The sequence below is a fragment of the Streptococcus varani genome (assembly GCF_001375655.1).
Classification (GTDB): Bacteria; Bacillota; Bacilli; order Lactobacillales; family Streptococcaceae; genus Streptococcus; species Streptococcus varani.
This window is the reverse complement of sequence record NZ_CTEN01000001.1, coordinates 72,164-91,862: the sequence shown is the minus strand read 5'-3', so window position 1 is coordinate 91,862 and position 19,699 is coordinate 72,164. Positions and strand designations below refer to the sequence as shown.

Sequence of the window (19,699 nt, the reverse complement as noted above, 5' to 3'; positions counted from 1 at the left end):
GGTGCCGCTTGTATGAAAGCAGCGTTACTAAAAAGTTTAAATCATTTTGAAATAGAGAATATTGAAAAACCAACTCCAAAAGGAGATGAGGTTCTCGTGAAAGTCAAAGCCGCAGGTATCTGCGGCTCTGATATTCATAAGATGCAGAGTGAATGGAAATACCAACTGCCAATGGTAATGGGCCATGAATTTGCGGGTGTAGTGGAAATGGTTGGTCCGGAGACAAAAGACATTACTGTCGGGGATCGAGTGGCTATTGCACCACTTATACCTTGTAAAGACTGTGTCTATTGCAAATCTGGGAAATACCAATTGTGTGATCAGTATACGATGATTGGTTCTCATCAATACGGTGGTTTTGAAGAATACTGTGTCGTACCAGAAGAAAATATTATAAATATTGGCGAGAAAATTTCCTTTGAAGAAGCGGCGATGATTGAACCTCTAGCTGTATCTGCACATGGAGTCATGGGTTTGGCTCCACAAACAGGTGACCAAGTGGCTGTTTTTGGATTAGGAACGATTGGAATATTAAGTATCCAATGGTTACGAATAGCTGGCGTTAAGAGAATTATCGGCATTGATATCGATCCATTTAAATTGGAAGAATCAAAAAGATATGGTGTTACAGACACAATTAACCCACTTGAAGAAGACCTTGAAAAGCGGGTATTTGAACTGACAAATGGAATCGGTGTTGATATAGCTCTTGAATGTGCCGGTTCAAAAATTACGGAAGAACAATGCCTCCTCATCACACGTAAAGGTGGAAAAATAGGTTATCAAGGTATTGCCTATTCAGATGTCTTGCTTAGACAAAAAGCATTTGAGAATATTTTCAGAAGAGAATATACACTGAAGGGCTTCTGGAATTCTTATTCAGCTCCTTTTCCGGGCAAAGAATGGACACATTCAGTGGACTTTATTGAATCAGGAAAAATAAACCTGAAAGATATGATTTCGCATAGATTTAAACTAGAAGATATTCAGAAAGCATTTAATTTAACCGTAAATAGAGAAGAATCTTATAATAAAGTAATGGTTTTTCCTAACGAATAGTAGTACTTAGGAGTGAAATATGACGATTCCAGAAAAAATGAAGGGTGTCTTTAAAACAGAACCTGGCTATGACAAGATGGACTTCCTTGAATTGGATGTTCCAAAAGCAGAAGATGACAAGGTCTTGATTAAGGTGGCTTTCACCGGTATCTGTGGCTCAGATATCCATACCTTTAAAGGTGAGTACAATAATCCGTCGACCCCAGTTGTCCTTGGGCATGAGTTTGCTGGTCAAGTAGTGGCTGTTGGTGACAATGTAACTAAAGTTAAAGTTGGAGATCGTGTCACTAGTGAAACAACTTTCGAGACAAGTACAGATATCTACACTCATGCTAAGCAGTACAACTTAGCACTATGGCGCAAGGGGATTGGTACCCAGCAAAATGGTTCCATGGCCAAATATGTCTTGGCGCGTGAAGAAAGCATTCATCATTTGCCAGATAGTCTCAGCTATGAGGGGGCAGCTATGACAGAGCCATTGGCTTGCTGTGTCCACGCTATGTACCAAAAGAGTCAGTTGACGCTACATGACAAAATCATCATCATGGGCCCTGGCCCGATTGGTCTTTTCCTCCTGCAAATTGCCAAACATATCGGTGCTTTCGTTATTATGACAGGTATCACTCAAGATGCGGATCGCTTGGCCTTTGCCAAAGAGTTGGGTGCGGATGTTGTAGTGGATACCATGAAGGAAGATTTGGCTGAAATCGTCCATAAGTACACAGATGGTTACGGAGTGGATAAAGCTTACGACGCATCTGGTGCAGCACCAGCCGTCAATCAAGTTTTACCTCTAATTAAAAAACGCGGCCGTTTTGTTCAGGTTGGACTCTTTGCTAAAAAATATGTAGAACTGGATACAGAGTCCATCATCCAACGGGAAATCGAATACGTAGGTTGTCGTTCACAAAACCCATTTGATTGGCCAATCGCGATCCATCTTCTGGATAGTGGTGCTATCAATATTAATAAAATGATTACTAAAAAATTCCCATTGGAAGAATGGCGTGAAGCCTTCGAATCAGTTATGGGTGGTAAAGAATTCAAGGTCATGATTGAATCCAATCCAGGAGAATTTTAATAGGAAATTTTTTGATGAACAATGTTGTTCAAAAATATTTTGTATTATTTGAAAGCTTATTTCTGTGAAATACAGAAATGGCTTTTTCTTTATCCGCTTGGACATTCTTTTGTGTGAGGATAGTAAAAAGCTTAAAATGAGCTCTCGAATTTTACTAATAAAATAATTGAGTCTGACAAAAAGTTCAGAACACAGAGAAGAAGCATAGAATTAGTTTATCAAACAAGTTGATTTTATACCTTTTTGGAATATTCGTTGGTCAAAGGATAGGCTGGGGTTCGGGTTTTCCCATCCTCATGGGAAAAAGATATATGTCTATAAACGAAAAAATAAAACAACAAAAGAAAACAAAAAGAAATTAAAAGTTGACAAAAGAAATAAAAAGAAGTAATATTAAACATGAAAAAAATATATCTATTTAGATATAAGAAATGAGGTAACATTATGAAATTTTTCGTAGATACTGCAAATGTTGCAGAGATTCGTAGAATAAATGAAATGGGTATTGTAGATGGAGTTACTACGAATCCAACAATTGTCGCTAGGGAAGGCAGAGATTTTGAAACTGTCATTAAGGAAATATGTAGTATTGTGGATGGGCCTGTTTCAGCAGAAGTAACTGGATTAACTGCACATGATATGGTTACTGAAGCACGCTCGATTTCTAAATGGTCTAATAATGTAGTGATTAAGATCCCCATGACCATGGAGGGTTTAAAAGCTGTAAAGATTTTATCTAAAGAGGGAATCAAGACAAATGTAACTCTTATATTTTCCGTTTCCCAAGGCTTGATGGCTATGAAAGCAGGTGCGACTATCATTAGTCCGTTTGTGGGTCGTTTGGAAGATATTGGGGTAGATGCATACCAATTAATAGCTGACTTAAGGCATATTATTGACTTTTATGGATATGAGACGGAGATAATTGCAGCTAGTATCCGAAGTGTACAACAGCTAGAAAAAGTTACAAAACTCGGTGCTCATATTGCCACTATTCCAGATAGTCTTTTTGAAAAAATGTCAAGTCACATTTTGACAACTCAAGGAATTGAACAATTTATGAAAGATTGGGAAACATTTGAAAAAAGGGAGAAATAGTGCTAGAATTGATTTACATATCTAATCAATGAAGAAAATAATTAATGGAGAAAAGGAGAAATTATGTATCCTGAAGAACGTCATAGAAAGATACTAGATATCCTCTCTCAACAAAAAAATGCTACTGTTAATGAATTAAGTAAAGCCTTGTCCGTTTCGGTTGTAACCATACGAAATGATTTGAATTTTCTTTCTGATAAAAAGTTAATTCATCGTTTACACGGTGGTGCAAGTTTGATAGAAACTGGTCTAATTTCCACTACTATATCTTACGACTTTAGAAGCAAAAAAAATTCTGAATTAAAGAAGATTATTGCTAAAAAAGCAATTGAAACCGTCGTTGACAATGAATGTATTATAATTGACGCAAGCTCTACTGCTTACGAGTTAGCAAGGCTGATTAATGAACGGAATCTTCGCCTTACAGTTATTACCAATGGGATAATGACAGCAGAACTTTTAAAAGATAATCCTAATATAACAACTATTTTATTAGGCGGTATTTTAAAAGGACGTTCGAATGCAATTGAAAGTACATTAGGTGCAGCTCTTTTAAAGAATATGAATATAACTCAGCTATTTATATCAGCTCAATCTTTAAATTTTGAGGACGGCATGTCTGATTTTAATTTGTATGAAGTTGAATTGAAAAAGATTATGGTGGAACAATCGAAACGTGTGATTGCCCTAGTAGACTCGACTAAAATTGAGACGAAATCTGTAGCTACATTTCTAGATTTTGATAATATTGATTTATTAATTACAGATAATCAGATTCCTTCAACTATTTTAGAATCATATAAACAAAGGGGTTTAGTAGTGATTTAGTTTTACTCTTATTTAAAAAAGAATAACTATCATTTGTATAGTTATTCTTTTTGCTTTTTTTAAAAAAACAACTTGACAAAAAAGAAAGCAAACGATAAAATAAAGACAACAAAAGAAAGGATAAGAAAAAATGAAAATTGGAATCGGTTCTGATCATAATGCCTATGATCTCAAAGAATACATCAATACTAGACTCCTTGATGCTGGTCATGAAATTGTAGATTTTGGCTGTTACTCCAAGGATACTGTTGATTATCCAGAAGTAGCTGCTCAGGTATCTCATGCAATTCTAGAGAAAAAAATAGAGAAAGGGATTTTATTTTGCGGAACAGGCATTGGGATGGCCATGGCTGCAAATAAAATTAAGGGAATTCGTGCGGCACAAGTACACGATATGTATTCTGCACAACGAGCGGAACTGAGCAATAATGCACATATTATCACAATTGGTTCTAAAGTTGTGGGAGAAGCATTAGCTGGAGAATTAGTTTTAGAATTTTTATCTCAAAAATATGTGGATAGCCCGTCCGGTGAAAAGATTAAACAAGTGATGAATTTAGACGAATAGTCTTGGAGGTAGGTAAATGAAAGGGATTATTTTAGTTTCTCATTCAGAAAAAATCTCATTAGGATTAAAAGAGATGTTAGAGGAAATGGTGGATTCATCAGTAGTTGACATTATTTCTGCAGGAGGAACTGGAGATGGTCGACTAGGAACGAATGCGGTTATGATCTATGATTCAATTAATACATTAGAAGCGTGTGAAGATATTTATATCTTTGCAGATATAGGTAGTTCAATATTAAGTTCGGAAACAGCGATGGATATGTTAGATTCGGATGAGCTTAGGGCAAAAGTTACCTTATTTGATGCTCCGTTGATTGAGGGAGCATTCATTGGAGTTGTGCAGGCATCAATAGGTGCCAGTACAAATGAAATTTTGGAAGAAATATCTTTAAATAAATAATTTTTCGGAGGAAAAAATAATGCGACGTTTAATTAATGATGGCTACGATGTAGTTGAAGAGATGTTGGCTGGCTATGTGGCGGCAAATTCTGAATATGCTACTTTGCTTCCTGATGAAGGGAGAGTGGTTATTAGCAAGAAAATTAGCGAAGAACCAAGAGTACGTATCATTATTGGTGGTGGTTCAGGGCATGAGCCATTATTCTTAGGATATGTTGGTGAAAATTTTGCGGATGCAGCAGTTATTGGCAATATTAATACCTCTCCATCTCCAGAGCCATGTTACAAAGCTGTAAAAGCTGTCGATAGTGGGAAAGGTTGCCTATACCTTTATGGTAACTATGCAGGAGATGTCTTAAATTTTGATATGGGTGCGGAACTGGCTGCTGATGAAGGTATTCGCGTTGAAACTGTGACTGTCAAGGATGATGTTATTTCTTCAGAGAATTTTGAAGATCGCCGAGGAGTTGCGGGAGATGTTTTTGTCTTTAAAGTGGCAGCTAGTGCGGCAGCTAAGGGATATGATCTAGAAAAAGTTAAAGAAATTGCAGAGTTTGCAAATGCAAATACATTCTCCATGGGAGTTGCATTATCATCTGCTACTTTGCCAGTAACTGGAAAAGAAATTTTCGAAATGAAAGATGGCGATATGGAAGTTGGTATGGGTATTCATGGTGAACCAGGCATTCGTCGTGAAAAAATTCGTCCAGCTGATGAAGTAGTCGCTGAAATCTATAATTACTTAAAAGAGCATACAGATCTTACTTCTGGAGACGAAGTTGCAGTGTTGGTAAATGGTCTGGGTGGCTTACCTGTTATGGACCAATATGTCTGCTACCGTAAATTGGATGAATTGTTAGTTGCTGACCATATCAAAGTACATAAATCACTAGTTGGAAATTACGCAACCTCAATGGACATGGTGGGAATGTCTATTACTTTGATGCGTGTGAATGATGAGCTGAAGGAGTTATTGGATTCACATTGTGACACACCGTACTACAAGCAATAGGGAGAGAAATATGAATCAATTTGATATGGAGTATTTCAAATTATCCATTATAAAGATGGCGAGTATGGTGGAAGCAGAACGCGATTATCTGACATCCTTAGATTCGGACATTGGTGATGGTGATCATGGAATTAATCTCAGTATCGGTTTTCGAGAGGTTACAAAGCAATTTGAAACATTTGACTTTGAAAATGAGAATCTAACGACCTTATTTAAAAAGGTCGGTATGGCCTTGCTTGGGAAAGTTGGGGGAGCCTCGGGACCACTATATGGTAGTTTCTTTATGAAATTTGGGGTTCCAGCTAACTCTGCAAGAGATGTTGACTTTTGTACATTTGTTGAGATGTTTTCTACTGGTGTAGAGGCTATTCAAATGAGAGGAAAAGCAGAACTTGGTGATAAAACTATGTTAGACGCTTTACTTCCTGCGAAAGATTATTTAAACCAACAAAAGACTTCAAAAGATATTAAGAAGACTCTAGAAGAAACAATTGCTATCATGAAAAAAGGTGCTGAGAGTACGGAACCGTTGATTGCCAAGAAAGGTCGTGCAATGCGTTTAGGGGAACGTGCAATAGGACATCGTGATCCAGGCTCGGAATCTTCATGGAAATTATTTGAATGTTTTCTTAAAGCTTTGAAATAAGAGGATTTGATATGAAATTTTTACGTTCAACAATTGGTTATATGATTGCCGGTATGATTGTTATGAGTGTTTGGGGGGCATTCGGAAATGCTTATGGGATTATCGGTGGTTATTTCGCCGCATTTATCATAATTGGTCCAATGTGGTTTATGAATCACTATGTTGGGTTGATTAAACAAGATAATGATGCTGCATTCGTTGATATGGGGCTAGGAATAGCCATCGCAGGAATATTTAGAGATGGTTTTTTACTGGGATTAGATAAAGTTGCTACTTCTTTTCCAACTTTGGCTTTGGTTGCAATCGGTGCTGCGATTGGTGGATTCGTTGCAGCAAAAATTGAAGAAGATATGGAAAAGGATTAGGAGAGGTGTGACTATGAGTACAACACAAGTAATTGCAACACTCGTGGGTGGATTTGTTTTTCCTTTCGTGATTCGCATGATATGGGGGAAAATGGTAGATAATTGGGGGCCGATTGGTGGCTGGGTAGCTGCTGCCATGATTGTTGGGACAGTATGGGCAATGAATCACGGTATACCAAAACCAATGATTACTCAGTCAGGTGATGTATGGATTGATATGGGGCTTGCTGCCGGTGTGGGAGTATTTGTTGCTTCTGCGGTTCGGGGAGGAAAAATAAACAAAGCTATTCCTAATATAGTAGCTGCTCTGGTTGGAGGGGTTCTTGCAGGATTTGTTTTGTCATGCTTCTTATAATTCCTTACTTGACGAAAGTAATGTAAAATTTAGAGAAGGTCATTGATCTTCTCTTTCTTTAGATAAAAACATTATTATTAGCAGAGGTTGATAATTAGTGTTTTGTGATATTGTATAATGTCGCTTAGAGGGAAACTTATGGGAAAAAAGATTCAGACTCCGTTTTTTATGTTTAATCCAAAATCATATTTATATGGAGAGAAAATAACTGAAATGGCTGATGTTGCGGAAGAAATAGCAAAAAAATATCCTTCCATAACAGTTTTACTGACATGTCAACATGTGGATATGCGTTTAGTAGCTCCTCGTGTAAAACATGTAAAAATAGTTGCACAACATATGGATGCGATTGTCCCAGGAAGAGGGATGGGTGCCATTTTGCCAGAAGGCATAAGAGATGCAGGAGCTCAAGTGGTCTTATTAAACCATGCGGAACACCCTATGACAATGGATGCGATTATTCGAGCGATGGAGAGAGCCGAGGATTTGGGATTGGAGACAATTGTCTGTGCCAATTCCCTAAAAGAGGCGATTGCCATTGCTACCTTAAAACCGTCCATTATCCTTTGTGAACCGACAGCGCTCATTGGAACTGGGCAAACTAGTACAGCTTCGTATATTAAAAGTACAAATCAAGCTATAAAATCAGTCTCTCCAAAGACATTAGTGATGCAAGCCGCTGGAATTACAAGTCCGCAAGATGTATATGAAGTGATGGAATTGGGAGCAGATGGTGTAGGTTGTACCAGTGGTATCACAACGGCTAAAAATCCCCCAAAAATGTTAGAGGATATGATTATTGCTCTTACAGAAGACATGGGAGATTTGCCTTGAGTATAATACAGTAGTGTATTTTACTAAATCCACATTGAAAATTAAGCTATGTTCAAATACCGAAAACGCTTTTTTAATGTTCTCTTTTATGCTATAATAGGACCATCACAAGACAGGAGGAAACTATGTCAAACTTATCAGTAAACGCTATCCGCTTTTTGGGTGTAGATGCTATCAATAAAGCAAACTCAGGTCATCCAGGAGTGGTTATGGGTGCAGCGCCAATGGCTTATGCTCTCTTTACAAAGCAAATGAACATCACTCCAGCACATCCAAACTGGATCAACCGTGACCGTTTTGTTTTGTCTGCTGGCCATGGGTCCATGTTGTTGTATGCTCTTCTTCACCTAACTGGTTTTGAAGATACACCAATGGAAGAACTACAAGCCTTTCGCCAATGGGATTCAAAAACACCTGGTCACCCAGAATTTGGCCACACAGCGGGTGTAGATGCGACATCAGGTCCTCTTGGACAAGGTATTTCAACTGCTGTCGGTTTTGCACAAGCAGAGCGTTTCCTAGCAGCGAAATACAACAAAGAAGGTTTCCCAATCTTCGATCATTACACTTATGCTATCGCTGGTGATGGTGACTTTATGGAAGGTGTTGCTTCTGAATCAGCTTCATACGCAGGCCATCAAAAACTGGACAAACTGATTGTTCTTTACGATTCAAACAACATCTGTTTGGATGGTGAATTGGACGATGCCATGACTGAAAATGTCCGTGCTCGTTACGATGCCTATGGTTGGTACACAGCTCTTGTAGAAGATGGAACAGACATTGAGGCTATCAATATTGCTATTGAAGCGGCTAAGGCTTCCGGTAAGCCATCTCTTATTGAGATTAAAACAGTCATCGGACATGGTGCCCCAACTAAAGGTGGTACGAATGCCGCTCATGGTGCTCCATTGGGTGCTGAAGAGACAGCTGCGGCTCGCCAAAACCTTGGCTGGGAATATGAAGCATTTGATATTCCATCATCTGTTTACGCAGACTTTAAGATGAATGTTGCAGATCGTGGTGCAGCAGCATACGAGGCTTGGACTAAATTAGTAGAGGACTACAAGGCTGCTTACCCAGCTGAAGGTGCAGAAGTCGAAGCGATCCTTGCTGGTAAAGATCCAGTTGCTATTACTGCTGAAGACTTCCCTGCTCTTGAAGCCGGCTTCTCACAAGCAACGCGTAATTCGTCACAAGATGCTCTCAATGTTATTGCTGAAAAACTCCCAACATTTTTGGGTGGTTCGGCTGACTTGGCGCATTCAAATATGACCATCATCAAGGGTGAAGGGCTTCAGGATGCTACTCACCCGCTTAACCGCAACATCCAATTTGGTGTCCGTGAATTTGCAATGGGAACTATTCTAAATGGTATGGCCCTTCATGGTGGACTTCGCGTATTTGGTGGAACATTCTTTGTCTTCTCTGATTATGTAAAAGCGGCCGTTCGCTTGTCCGCTCTTCAAGGATTGCCAGTGACTTATGTCTTCACACATGATTCTATCGCTGTTGGTGAAGATGGTCCAACCCATGAGCCAATCGAGCACTTAGCTGGTCTTCGTGCAATGCCAAACTTGAACGTTCTTCGTCCAGCAGATGCGCGTGAAACACAAGCAGCTTGGAACTTAGCAGTGAACAGCACTTCTACTCCAACAGCTCTTGTCTTGACACGTCAAAACTTGACGGTTGAAGAAGGAACTGATTTTGCAAAAGTGGCAAAAGGTGCCTATGTGGTCTTTGATACAGAAGGCTTTGACACTATCCTCCTTGCTTCTGGTTCAGAAGTGAACTTGGCAGTCAAAGCAGCCAAAGAATTGGTAGCTGAAGGTGCAAAAGTACGCGTCGTATCCGTGCCATCCACTGAACTCTTTGACGCTCAAGATGCAGCCTATAAGGAAGAAATTTTACCAAATGCAGTTCGTCGCCGTGTCGCAATCGAAATGGCAGCGACACAAAGCTGGTACAAATATGTCGGTCTTGACGGTAAAGTCATCGGTATCGACAAATTCGGTGCTTCAGCACCAGCTCAAACAGTTATCGACAACTACGGCTTCACCGTAGAAAATGTCAAAGCAGTTGTGAAGAGTTTGTAAGAAAATACTCCACATTTGCTCAATTATTATAAGAAAAAAATCCGAAGAGAACTAGAACAGTTCTCTTCTTTTTTAATTTTTACAAATTAAATATTCTGTACTAGTAAGAAATTGCCCATAAAGAAAAGATGCTGTCCATTATTATGGACAAACAAAAACAATCGCTTACATTTTTTGCTGTTATAATAAAAATAGAAGGAGGGGAAAAGATGGAGTTTACTTCAAAAGAACTGTTGTTAATGTCAAGTCTGAGTGCCTATCATTCTCCTCTACCTGCTGGGGAACTCTCGGAAATCTTGGAGGTATCTACTAAAACCATTTACAGGATGATGAAAAGAATTAATAAGATAGCAGGAGAGGAAGTGCTGGTTTCCTATACAGGAAAGGGAATTTCTTTGAATTATGATTCCTATCTAAAAATAAATCACCAATCATATCAACATTCCGATGCTGAGAAAAGACGATTTGAAATACTACTTAAGTTACTTTATTTATCACCAAAAACAGTTGATATTGATTATCTTTTTCAAAGTTATTACTTGAGTGAAGCCGTGGTGATAAATGATATTGGTAAGATGTATGATGTATTAACAAATTATAATCTAATCTTGAACAAGAAGTCTAGTAGATTATCAATTAGCGGAGAGGAGATATCAATTAGAAGTGCAATTGATGATATTAATCAAAAACTTGGAATCTATAAGCAGATTTTTCTCGAAAACAATAATAGACGTAATTCTTCGGATGTTGATTATGTTACAAGACTTTTTAAAAAGATGGAAGGGAAGATTGGTGCACACCTAAACTATCCTTATAATGTAAATATTTTTTCTCATTTATACATTTTAATTCAAAGGGGACGTCATGGTTTTATTAATGGAAATATAATTAAAGAGGATTTTACAACTGACGAGAGAATGCTGATTGATAAAAATAGACAACTATATTCTGTAGCTGAAGAAACAATCAATTCTATCAGAAATTATCTTAATATCACAATTTCTACCTTCGAAAATTTTTACTTGTTCTTTCATTTGTTATCGTCTAGGTTTGATCAGAAAGAATTTTTAGAGGATGAGAAGGACGGATTGATAAAACAAATTGCAAGTCAGCTCTTAGAAGTCATAGGCTTAGCGTTTGATGTAAAACTAATTAATCCCGAAACGATCTCAGACCTTATCACTCACCTTAGAGCATTAACATATAGATTGACTAAAAGATTTGTAGTTAAGAATGAATTGCTAGAAGAGATAAAACTTGAGTATCCCGAAGAGTTCATGATAGTTGGACAAAAAACAAGTGAAATTCTAGAGTCTTACGGATATGTTGGTTTATCAGATGATGAGATAGGTTTTTTAACTTTATATTTTGTGAAATACAAAGTAGAGATGGAGAGACCAAAACGTATTTTAATTATGTGTTCATCCGGTGTCGGAACTTCAGAATTGCTAAAAACACGGGTTTTAAAATCAATCCCTGACATAGAAATTGTGGATGTCTTATCTGTACACCTTTATGAAAAAAAGAAAAATAATTATAAAAATATTGACTTAATTTTGACTACCGTCAATTACAATGAATTTGATGCAATTCCATCAATTTTGGTAAGTGTTCTATTCAATGAACGTGACGCAAATAGGGTCAGAAGTTTTTTAGGAGGTAACAAATATGAGGAATGAGCATATTGAAGATGATATCAATTTTTTTGCAGTCATCAATGAGGACTTAATTAATCTTGAACTAGAAGCAACAACAAAAGAAGAAGTGATTGAATCTTTGTCAGAATTGTTATTTGAGAACGGAGCTATTTCAGACAAACATTCCTTTATAGAAGATGTGTATCTAAGGGAGACTGAAGGAGTAACCGGAATTGGTCAAGGTATTGCAATTCCACATGGGAAATCAGAAAGTGTATGCCATACTTCTATTGCAATTGGAAGAACAAAGAAATCAATCGAATGGGAAACTTTGGACGAGAATCCGGTTAACTTCATTATTTTATTTGCAGTAAAAAACACAGAAGCTAATACGAAACATATCAAATTATTGCAACAGGTTGCTATTAAATTAGCAGATGATGAATTTATAGAAACCATTCAAAAGGTAAGTAGTAGTGAGGAATTATTAGATTTATTTTCAAAATAAAAACTCAAATAAGGAGGAGTTTAAATGAAAATTGTTGGTGTTGCTGCATGTACGTCTGGGATAGCACACACGTATATTGCAAAAGAAAAGCTGATTCGTGCAGCTGAATCGCTTGGTCATACAATTCATTTGGAAACCCAAGGAACAATTGGGACTGAAAATGAATTGACGCAGGAGCAAATTAGAGAAGCTGATGTAGTAATTTTAGCTATTGATATTGCTATAACAGGAATGGAACGATTTAAAGGTAAAAAAACTATAAAAGTTGGTACATCAATTGTAACCAAAGCACCAAAACAACTTATTCTCAAGGTTGAAGAAGAATTAAGAAGATGATAGGAGAATTTATAATGAAGAAAGTTATAAACGAAATAAAGCAACATTTGTTAACAGCTATATCATATATGTTGCCCCTTGTTGTAGCTTCAGGTTTGTTAATTGCAATTGGGAATCTTATGGGTGGGGCATATATTACTGATTTTTCTGAAATGACATTTGCAAGTTCTTTGACAACCTTAGGTGTATTTGGTATGGGGTTATTGCCTTCCTTCATTGCAGGCTATATTGCTTATTCGATTGCTGACCGACCAGGAATTGCGCCAGGATTTCTAATGGGGCAGATTGCTAGTTTTTTAGGGGCAGGATTTTTAGGAGGTGTCATTGGTGGTTTCATTGCAGGTTATATAGCTAAATTTATTCGAAAATCACTTAAAGTTCCTAGTTGGGCTGATGCCTTGATGCCAATGATGATCATTCCGACTCTTACAGCAATGTTAGGTGGCTTGATTATGTTCTTTGTTTTAGGAACTCCACTAGTTGCGATGACAAGTGGTTTGACAAACTTTATTACGGGTCTGGACCAATCACAAAAAGCATTGTATGGATTTATTATTGGATTCATTGGTTGTATTGATTATGGTGGAGCAATCTCTAAAGTTCCGAACTTGATTGCAGATGGTTTGCTCTTAGAAGGAATTCTAGAACCTGAGGGAATTAAGGTTTTAGCTGCTATGGTCCCCCCGATTGGTGTTACATTTGGACTGATTATTTCAAAAATAGCAAAGAAACGCATTTTTACAAATCAGGAAGTTGAAAATATTAAAGTTGCTTTTCCCATGGGACTGTGTATGATTAGTGAAGGTGTGATTCCAATTGCAATGAATGATTTGCTGAGAACGGTAACAGCTACCTCAATTGGATGTGGCATTACTGGCATGATTTCATATTATTTTGGAAATGGTTCACCGGTTCCATCGGGTGGCGTATTTGTTATTCCAGCAATGACTAGACCTATTGTTGCAATTATTGCACTGCTGGTTGGTTCACTAGTAACAGCGCTGTTACTAGTTGTACTAAAAAAAGAAATTAGTGAGGAAGAAGCAAATGGTATAGTCGAGGATATTGAAGAAGAAATTGATTTGTCTGGATTGAGTTTTAGCTAAATAGAAAGTTTTTTGAGAGGTTTTATTATGTTGATTAATATGACACAGTTACTTGAAGTGGCAAAAGAAAATAAATTTGCGGTTGGTGCTTTTAATATTGCAGATAGTAATTTTTTAAGAACAGTTGTTGAAGCAGCTGAAGAAAATGATTCGCCAGCAATTATCGCAGTTCATCCAACTGAATTGGAGTACGCTAAGGATGATTTTTTTCAATACGTACTTTCTCGTGTTAAAAATAGTCCAGTGCCATTTGTTTTGCATTTAGATCATGGAGATAGTCTAAAATCAGTTATGAGAGCGATCCATGCTGGGTTTAGTTCAGTTATGATTGATGGTTCACTGCTGCCTTTCGAGGAAAATATTGCTTTGACAAAAGAAATAGTTGATGTTTGTAAAACCATCGGCGTTTCAGTAGAAGCAGAGTTAGGAACTATTGGGAATACAGGTAATAGTGTTGAAGGAGGAGTTAGTAAAATCATCTATACCAATCCAGAAGATGCTCTAGAATTTGTGGAAAAAACGGGAATTAATACTTTAGCAGTGGCGATTGGTACAGCTCATGGTATTTATCCAAAAGATGTTAAACCAGAATTAAAAATGGATGTTTTAAAAGCTATTAAAGAAAAAGTCGATCTTCCGCTAGTTCTTCATGGCGGTTCTGCTAATCCAGATGAAGAAATTGCGGAGGCAGTCCAAATTGGTATTCAGAAAGTTAATATTTCTTCAGACTATAAGTATGCCTACTATAAAAAGTGTAGAGAGATTTTATCCACTACAGAATTGTGGGATGCGAATGTTATAAATCCTGAGTGTATTGAAGCTGGCAAAGCAGTTATCAAGCACAAAATGGAACTATTTAATTCTGTTGGGAAAGCTAGCCTTTATCGAGAAGCTGGCATGAATCAGTGGCGTAATGAATTTAACTAATATTATTTAAAACTGGAATCTATTTATTTTGTTCATACAGAGCTTATTTCATTGTGAATAAACTAGAGTCGAAATGGTCCTATGGGCCATTTTCTATTATGGCTTCCAGCCAGTTTTTCTCGTAGAGAAAAATGAAAAAACCACCAGCTATGCTGGTGGCTAACAAGGCTTCTAGCTTCCATTTATTTTTCCATGTATAATCTAATTGTTCAGGTTAGATAAAGGAGGGAAAATAAATGGCTAAAACCAGCTATAGTTTATCACACACCAGATGGATGTGCAAATATCACATTGTTTTTACACCAAAGTATCGTCGCAAGTCCATTTACTACAAAATTAGACAGGACTTAATCGAAATTTTCCGTCATCTATGTCACTATAAAAGTGTTGAAATAGTAGAAGGTCATATGATGGCAGATCATGTTCACATGCTTGTTCTGATTCCACCAAAACTTGCGATTTCCGATTTCATGGGATATCTAAAAAGTAAAAGTGCTCTAATGATATTCGATAAGCATGCCAATTTAAAGTATAAATATGGAAATCGCAAATTTTGGGCACGGGGATACTACGTCAGTACGGTTGGATTAAACGAGAAAACTGTTGCGAAATATATTCGTGAGCAAGAGAAGGATGACATTGCACTTGATAAGCTAAGTGTAAAAGAATATGAAGATCCATTCTCGGATAGAGGCTTTAGAATAAGATAAAAGCCCGTTGTTACGGGCATTAGTCAAGTAATCAAAGCATAACCTGAACGTAAGTTCAGCGAGCGTCTTTAGACGCCGCTGGAGTTTAACGGCTTATAGCTGGTGTACAAGCCACCCGTTTTCACGGGTGGTTTTGACTTCATAAAGGGAATGAAACCTGGTCAAAACCCAGGTTTTTCCTCTCTGAAAGGGTTTGCATATATTACCTGAAAAGGGTATGATAGAAGAGAGAGACATGTAAAGAAAGAGGAGTATATTATGAAAGTAGAAGAGTGTGTTTATAAGCACTATGCAGCCCTCAATGAAACAGATCTGCAAATATGGGCGTTTATTAAGTCTAACCAAGCAAAAGTTTTTAAGGCTACTATCAATGAGCTGGCCGATTTGACCAATGTCTCACGGACGACTATTTCTCGTTTTGTTCGGAAGATTGGTTTCTCGGGTTTTAGTGAATTTCGGGTCATGCTCAATCTGGATGCTAGTTCTGAAAAGGTGCTGGATCAGAGAGCCTTCGACGATGCTTGTAGTCTCATGATTCAGTACATTGAGGAATTACAACGTAAAGATTATAGTGAGATCTGCCAGCTGATTCATGATGCAGACCGTCTCTTTATCTATGGTTCTGGCGATGTTCAAAATGCTGTTGCTAAGCAGTTGAAGCGCATGTTTCTATCCTGCAATGAGTTAGTCTATGATGTGGGTGGAGTTACCTTCGACTGTTCCCTCTTTGATCTTTTACAGGCTGGCGATACTATGATTCTCCTCTCTTTAGGTGGTACTAATCCTCAGGTTTTGGATATTGCTCGTCACCTTAAGATTAAGGGTGTGACCATTATTTCTGTCACAGAATTTAAAAACAATCCCTTGGCCGATATGAGCGATGAATCCCTTTATATTTCTTCTGCCAAACTCAACTTTATTGATCGGTTTCCAGATTACAAACTAACCATGCTCTACTATATTTTGGTTGAATTACTCTTTATTAAATATAGTATTTTTAAGAGTCAAGAAAACTCAATATAATCCTGTGAAAAATTCACGCTTAATGTGAATTTTTTTTTATGCCGGTGCAAGTGTACAAGAAGAGGAAATTCTATTGTAATTAGAAAACGCTTTCTATATACTAAAACTATCGGATATCCCACAAAAAAAGAAAATGAAAGGATTTTCTCTTATGATGCAAAAAATCCAAAGATTTGGTGGAGCTATGTTCACACCGACCCTGCTCTTTGCCTTCTCGGGTATTATGGTTGGTCTGTCCATCGTCTTTACGAATCCAAACATTGTTGGCTCCTTAGCCAATCCAGACCATGTCTGGTACCAATTCTGGCAAATCGTAGCCAACGGCGGTTGGATGGTCTTTATGCAGTTGCCTGCCCTCTTTGCCCTGGCTCTACCCATTGCCTTAGCCAAAAAACAACAAGCTCGGGCCTGTTTAGAAGCTTTGGCAACCTATCTCACTTTCAACTACTTTATTAATGGCATGTTGACCTATTGGGGTTCCTTCTTCGGTGTTGATTTTGCTGCTGAAGTGAGCACCGGTTCTGGTTTGACCATGATTGCTGGGATCAAAACTTTGGATACAGGTATGTTGGGAGCTCTCTTGATCTCGGGTATCGTTGTTTGGGCTCACAACCGTTATTTCGATACGGAACTCCCTGATGCAGTCGGCATTTTCAGAGGATCATCTTTTGTTGTTGCAATTTCCTTCTTCATCATGTTACCAGTTGCATGGTTGACCTGTCTTATTTGGCCACATGTTCAAGAGGGTATTAGAGGGATGCAAGGTTTCTTTATCAACAGTGGTCCGGTAGGAATCTGGGTTTACGGTTTCCTGCAAAAGATTTTGATTCCAACAGGATTGCACCATTTCATCTACGCGCCATTTACCTATGATAATGCCATTGTTCAGGGTGGAACATCCGCTTACTGGGCAACACATTTGCACGAATTTGCCCAATCTACTCAGCCTTTGAAAGAACTCTTCCCAATTGGTTTCTCTCTTTCCGGTATGTGTAAGGTTTTTGGATCTATAGGTGTAATGGGAGCTTTTCTCAAAACATCTAAACCTGAAAAACGTAAGAAGGTACTTGGTCTCATGATTCCAGCTACCCTGACAGCTGTTCTGATTGGTGTAACAGAACCCCTTGAATTTACCTTCTTGTTTGTGGCACCTATGCTCTTTGTGGTCCATGCTATCTTGGATGCGACTCTTCAAGCTTTGGCTTTCTCTCTCGGTGTTGTTGGTGACTTTGGTGGTGGTTTGATTAACTGGTTCTTCGTCAACTGGTTGCCACTTGGTCAAAATCACTATATGACCTATGTTACTCAGGTAATTCTGGGTCTGGTTTTCGGAGCAATCTGGTACTTCCTCTTTGTCTTCTTGATTCGCAAGTTTGACTTTAAAACACCGGGTCGTGAGGACGATGATGAAGAAACCAAACTCTACAGCAAGTCAGAATATATGGAGAAAAAAGCTGACAAGGTAGTTACGACTACTAAGGCTAAATCACCAGCAGTTGAACAAGCAGAAGCCTACCTAACTCTCTTGGGTGGTGCGGAGAATATTCAGGATGTAACCAATTGTGCCACTCGTTTACGTATCACCGTAAAAGATGAAAGTAAGATTGCTAGAGAAGAAAACTTCAAAGACTTTGGTGCCCACGGCTTGGTTCTTAAAGGGCGAGCAGTTCAGGTTATTGTCGGTTTATCAGTACCTTATGTCCGTGAAGAATTTGAAGCATTATTAGAAAATTAAGATGAAACAGAGGAGAAACTATGTCAGTATCAGTAGAAAATCGTAAAAAGCAAAAAATTGTTATCGCCGGTGGTGGTAGTACTTATACAGCAGGAATTGTCACCATGCTCTTGGACAATTTTGCTACCTTTCCAATTGAGTCTATTAAACTCTATGACAACTTAGAAGAAAGACAAACTCGTGTGGCCAAGGCCTGTGAAATTATCGTTCGTGAACGTTATCCAGAAATCAAGTTTTCTTACACGACAGATCCTGTTGAAGCCTTCACGGATGTGGACTTCGTTATGGCTCAGTTGCGTGTTGGACTCTTTGCTATGCGGGAGCAGGATGAAAAAATTCCATTCAAACATGGAGTTGTGGGCCAGGAAACTTGCGGACCTGGTGGGATTGCCTACGGCTTGCGAACCATTGGTCCTTTGATTGAGCTCATTGACTATATGGAGAAATATTCTCCGAACGCATGGATGCTCAACTATTCTAACCCAGCCGCTATCGTAGCAGAAGCTTGTCGCGTTCTTCGCCCAGAAGCCCGTGTTATCAATATCTGTGACATGCCGGTTTGTTTGGAAGAGATCTTTGCTCGTATCTTGGGTATGAAGTCGCGCAAAGAGTTTGATGTTCGCTACTACGGTCTTAACCACTTTGGTTGGTGGACACAGATTCGCGATCACGAAGGCAATGACCTCATGCCTAAACTAATGGACTATGTTAAAGACCATGGTTATGAAGAATACACACCACAAGGCCAGCATAAAGAGTCTTCTTGGCTAGAAACGATGCGGGCAGCTAAAGACCTATATGCCATGGATCCAACTGTTCTCTGGAACACTTATCTGAAATATTACCTTATGGCTCCAGAAACAGTCGAACATTCAGACCACGACTATACTCGTGCTAATGAAATTATGGACCGCCGTGAGAAAGATACCAATGAAGAGTGCGAGCGTATCGTTGCAGCTGGAACCGCTAAGGATACTTGGTTTGCTTCCAATGAACATGCCCAGTTTATCGTTGACTTAGCTTGTGCCCTGGCTTTCAATACACAAGAGCGCTTCCTCCTTATTGTGCCAAATAATGGTGCTATCGCCAACTTCCCATACGATGCCATGGTTGAAATCCCATGTATCGTCGGTAAGGATCAGTACGAACCTATGTCTATTGGTAACATTCCTTCCTTCCAAAAAGGTCTCATGGAACAACAGATTTCTTCTGAGAAATTGGCTGTTGAAGCTTGGATTGAAGGAAGTTACCAAAAGCTATGGCAGTCCTTCATGATGAACAAATCTGTTCCGAGTGCTAAGTTGGCCAAAAAGATTTTGGATGAAATGATTGAAGTCAACAAGGAATTTTGGCCAGAATTGAAATAATAAAATAG

The 19,699-nt window shown here is 38.3% G+C and carries 21 protein-coding genes; all 21 read left to right on the top strand.

The features are described from left to right. The first annotated feature begins 12 nt into the window (after window positions 1–12). The 21 genes from BN1356_RS00510 to BN1356_RS00410 all read left to right on the top strand — a co-directional run bounded on the left by BN1356_RS00510 (window position 13) and on the right by BN1356_RS00410 (window position 19,691). Entirely contained in the window at window positions 13–1,059 is a 1,047-nt protein-coding gene (locus BN1356_RS00510) for a galactitol-1-phosphate 5-dehydrogenase (protein ID WP_093649490.1), read from the top strand. A 19-nt stretch (window positions 1,060–1,078) separates the two neighbouring features. After that, on the top strand, window positions 1,079–2,140 hold the full coding sequence (locus tag BN1356_RS00505) for a zinc-binding dehydrogenase (protein WP_093649489.1): 1,062 nt from the start codon (window positions 1,079–1,081) through the stop codon (window positions 2,138–2,140). A 444-nt stretch (window positions 2,141–2,584) separates the two neighbouring features. Further along, entirely contained in the window at window positions 2,585–3,238 is a 654-nt protein-coding gene (fsa, locus tag BN1356_RS00500; RefSeq protein WP_093649488.1) for a fructose-6-phosphate aldolase, read from the top strand. A gap of 63 nt (window positions 3,239–3,301) precedes the next feature. Further along, window positions 3,302–4,066, top strand: a complete 765-nt coding sequence (locus tag BN1356_RS00495) for a DeoR/GlpR family DNA-binding transcription regulator (RefSeq protein WP_093649487.1) — start codon at window positions 3,302–3,304, stop codon at window positions 4,064–4,066. A 130-nt stretch (window positions 4,067–4,196) separates the two neighbouring features. Continuing rightward, complete coding sequence (locus BN1356_RS00490) at window positions 4,197–4,634, top strand: RpiB/LacA/LacB family sugar-phosphate isomerase (RefSeq protein ID WP_093649486.1); 438 nt, start codon at window positions 4,197–4,199, stop codon at window positions 4,632–4,634. A 16-nt stretch (window positions 4,635–4,650) separates the two neighbouring features. Next, a complete protein-coding gene (dhaM, locus tag BN1356_RS00485; RefSeq protein ID WP_093649485.1) occupies window positions 4,651–5,034 on the top strand; it encodes a dihydroxyacetone kinase phosphoryl donor subunit DhaM in 384 nt (127 codons plus the stop codon). A 19-nt stretch (window positions 5,035–5,053) separates the two neighbouring features. Beyond that, window positions 5,054–6,046, top strand: coding sequence for a dihydroxyacetone kinase subunit DhaK (locus tag BN1356_RS00480; protein WP_093649484.1), 993 nt, complete (start codon window positions 5,054–5,056; stop codon window positions 6,044–6,046). 10 nt (window positions 6,047–6,056) lie between these two features. After that, window positions 6,057–6,692 (top strand): dihydroxyacetone kinase subunit DhaL, encoded by a 636-nt coding sequence (dhaL, locus tag BN1356_RS00475; RefSeq protein ID WP_093649483.1) that lies wholly within the window; start codon window positions 6,057–6,059, stop codon window positions 6,690–6,692. A gap of 11 nt (window positions 6,693–6,703) precedes the next feature. Beyond that, window positions 6,704–7,057, top strand: coding sequence for a Lin0368 family putative glycerol transporter subunit (locus tag BN1356_RS00470; RefSeq protein ID WP_093649482.1), 354 nt, complete (start codon window positions 6,704–6,706; stop codon window positions 7,055–7,057). A 13-nt stretch (window positions 7,058–7,070) separates the two neighbouring features. Next, entirely contained in the window at window positions 7,071–7,412 is a 342-nt protein-coding gene (locus tag BN1356_RS00465) for a Lin0368 family putative glycerol transporter subunit (RefSeq protein WP_093649481.1), read from the top strand. Window positions 7,413–7,529: 117 nt separating this feature from the next. Then, the gene (locus BN1356_RS00460) at window positions 7,530–8,246 is read left to right on the top strand and encodes a triose-phosphate isomerase (RefSeq protein ID WP_342666749.1); all 717 of its coding nucleotides are present in this window, start codon (window positions 7,530–7,532) and stop codon (window positions 8,244–8,246) included. A 125-nt stretch (window positions 8,247–8,371) separates the two neighbouring features. After that, on the top strand, window positions 8,372–10,342 hold the full coding sequence (gene tkt, locus BN1356_RS00455; RefSeq protein ID WP_093649479.1) for a transketolase: 1,971 nt from the start codon (window positions 8,372–8,374) through the stop codon (window positions 10,340–10,342). A gap of 143 nt (window positions 10,343–10,485) precedes the next feature. After that, on the top strand, window positions 10,486–12,021 hold the full coding sequence (locus BN1356_RS00450; protein ID WP_176694193.1) for a BglG family transcription antiterminator: 1,536 nt from the start codon (window positions 10,486–10,488) through the stop codon (window positions 12,019–12,021). Beyond that, on the top strand, window positions 12,011–12,487 hold the full coding sequence (locus BN1356_RS00445; RefSeq protein WP_093649477.1) for a PTS sugar transporter subunit IIA: 477 nt from the start codon (window positions 12,011–12,013) through the stop codon (window positions 12,485–12,487). The genes BN1356_RS00450 and BN1356_RS00445 overlap by 11 nt, the downstream gene beginning before the upstream one ends. A 24-nt stretch (window positions 12,488–12,511) precedes the next feature. Then, window positions 12,512–12,823: a PTS fructose transporter subunit IIB gene (locus BN1356_RS00440; RefSeq protein WP_093649476.1), complete on the top strand. Its 312-nt coding sequence runs from the start codon at window positions 12,512–12,514 to the stop codon at window positions 12,821–12,823. Window positions 12,824–12,837: 14 nt separating this feature from the next. Next, a complete protein-coding gene (locus tag BN1356_RS00435; RefSeq protein ID WP_093649475.1) occupies window positions 12,838–13,929 on the top strand; it encodes a PTS fructose transporter subunit IIC in 1,092 nt (363 codons plus the stop codon). A 27-nt stretch (window positions 13,930–13,956) separates the two neighbouring features. Further along, window positions 13,957–14,856: a ketose-bisphosphate aldolase gene (locus BN1356_RS00430; protein WP_093649474.1), complete on the top strand. Its 900-nt coding sequence runs from the start codon at window positions 13,957–13,959 to the stop codon at window positions 14,854–14,856. A 236-nt stretch (window positions 14,857–15,092) separates the two neighbouring features. Continuing rightward, window positions 15,093–15,566, top strand: a complete 474-nt coding sequence (gene tnpA / locus BN1356_RS00425) for an IS200/IS605 family transposase (protein ID WP_093649473.1) — start codon at window positions 15,093–15,095, stop codon at window positions 15,564–15,566. 258 nt (window positions 15,567–15,824) lie between these two features. Next, window positions 15,825–16,589: a MurR/RpiR family transcriptional regulator gene (locus tag BN1356_RS00420; protein ID WP_093649472.1), complete on the top strand. Its 765-nt coding sequence runs from the start codon at window positions 15,825–15,827 to the stop codon at window positions 16,587–16,589. 151 nt (window positions 16,590–16,740) lie between these two features. Next, the gene (locus tag BN1356_RS00415) at window positions 16,741–18,324 is read left to right on the top strand and encodes an alpha-glucoside-specific PTS transporter subunit IIBC (protein ID WP_093650026.1); all 1,584 of its coding nucleotides are present in this window, start codon (window positions 16,741–16,743) and stop codon (window positions 18,322–18,324) included. A gap of 20 nt (window positions 18,325–18,344) precedes the next feature. Continuing rightward, complete coding sequence (locus tag BN1356_RS00410) at window positions 18,345–19,691, top strand: 6-phospho-alpha-glucosidase (RefSeq protein ID WP_093649471.1); 1,347 nt, start codon at window positions 18,345–18,347, stop codon at window positions 19,689–19,691. Window positions 19,692–19,699 lie beyond the last annotated feature (8 nt).